The following is a 1670-nucleotide window of genomic DNA, read 5'->3' as shown; positions in this document are numbered from 1 at the left end:
CGCGGCGACTGGATCGCCGCGGGCGGGCCGGGCTCAGCCCTGTCGCTGCCGCGCCGCGGAGCGGTTCAGCTTCGAGAACGCCTGCCGCAGTTGAATGATGCGGATGCTGCCCGCCACCGCCATCACCAGCAGGCCCACGACGGCGGCCACCAGGATCGCCACGCCGATCGGCAGGTTGAAGTGCCAGCCCAGGAAGCCCAGGCGCACACTCTCGGTGTTCTGCACGACGAAGATCAGCAGGGCGACCCCGAAGAGTCCGCCCGCGGTCAGGCTCACCCAGATGCTGCCCGCCCGAGTACGGCGGACGCTGGGGTGCGGGGGCTCGGATTTCGGCTCGACCGGCGGGGCCGCGGGCGGCTGCGCGGGCGGGGCCGCGGGCGGATGAGCCGGCGGGGCCGAGGGCGGTTGCGCCGCCCGTGGTTCCGCATTCGGCAGCGTGGGCTCGCCCGGCCTGGACACCGCGGGGATGTCCCGTGTCGGCCGGTCGGGCGGCAAGCTCTGATCTCCGGGTTTCACCATGACCTCCTCCGGTCTCTCGCGACCGGCGAGTTCACATGCGTCCCAGCACCGGTCCGACACCTTGGAAGTGCCCGAATATCGGCCGCTGAATCGGCCGGCGTACCGGGCGGTTCCCGCACGGCGACACCGGCGGACGGGTCCGCGGTGGTACCCGCGGAACCGGCAACGGAAACCCGACGGATGCGCGACCGGCCCCCGGCGGGGAGCAGGGGTTCGAGGGACACGCTTCGCGCGCGATTAATTGTCCACTGGGACAGAGGATTTCGGACATCGAAAGTGTGTGCGGCACGCACGAAGCGAGTAGGCGGATGTACCAGCGCCAGGTGGCACCCACCGGGACCGCCGCGTTGCGCGGGAGATCCCCCGGGGCCTCAGCAGCGTTCAGGGCCTCTCGCACAGTGCGGGCTTCGATGACGCGGCGGGCGGCGCCGCTAGGCGACACCCACCGGGGCCGACGCTGTGCGCGGAAGATCCGCGGGGGCCGCAGCGGCATTCAGGGTCTCGCGCAGAGTGCGGGCTTCGGCGGCGAGGCGGGTGGCGCCGCGACGGTCGGCCAGGGGGTGCAGGGCCGGGTAGTCGGCGGTGGCGCCGCAGCGGCGGGCGCAGTCGGCGGCGACCGCGAGCACATCCGCCAGGCCGGTGGTGCCGCCCGCCCCGAGCAGGACGGGCAGGACGGCGTCGATGATCGGCCAGGCGCGATGCGGGCCCAGCGCCGAAACCGCTTCGCGCAGCGAACCGGCCAGCCGCTTGTTGGGAGTCTCCGGGCGCAGGCACTTGGCCAGCAACCGCGGTTGCAGTTCATCGGCGGCGGCCAGGCTGACCAGGGCGTCGATACCCGCGGTCCGGTACCGGGCGTCGTCGCCGCTGAGCGCGCGCACGACCTGATCGTGCACGGCCCTGCCCTTGGGCCCGGGCAGCTCCGCCAGCAGCAACACGACGTAGGGCACGCTCGAATCCCAGAAGTCCCAGCGGGCGAGCACTTCCGGCTGGGGGTACTCGATGGCGGCGATGGAAAGGTAGTCCCATCTGCGGGTGGGGCCGCGGCGGGCGGCGCGCAGTGGTTCCGGAAGTTCGGCGGGCGGCTGCCCGGCCAGGACCGCCGCCAGCTCGATGCCCTCGGGCGTGCCGAGCGCCGGGGCCGCGGCGCCGAT

Annotated in this window: 2 protein-coding genes; both read right to left on the bottom strand. The window is 73.5% G+C overall.

The genetic code is table 11. The features are described from left to right. Positions 1 to 33 precede the first annotated feature (33 nt). Positions 34 to 519 carry a lipopolysaccharide assembly protein LapA domain-containing protein gene (locus tag ABZ319_RS40380; RefSeq protein ID WP_354991878.1) on the bottom strand — a complete coding sequence of 162 codons (486 nt, stop codon included), beginning with the start codon at positions 517 to 519 and terminating at the stop codon, positions 34 to 36. Between the two features lie 431 nt (positions 520 to 950). Continuing rightward, positions 951 to 1670: hypothetical protein (locus ABZ319_RS40375; protein WP_354991877.1), on the bottom strand; the 720-nt coding region annotated here is incomplete at its 5' end.

This window comes from Nocardia sp. NPDC005978 (assembly GCF_040614455.1).
Classification (GTDB): domain Bacteria; phylum Actinomycetota; class Actinomycetes; order Mycobacteriales; family Mycobacteriaceae; genus Nocardia.
Note: the sequence above shows the minus strand (reverse complement) of the source record. Positions and strands in the feature narration are given on the sequence as shown.

What these genes read in the sequence shown, in the direction of transcription:
- ABZ319_RS40380 (WP_354991878.1), bottom strand. Translation starts at nt 519, where the DNA reads ATGGTGAAACCCGGAGATCAGAGCTTGCCGCCCGACCGGCCGACACGG.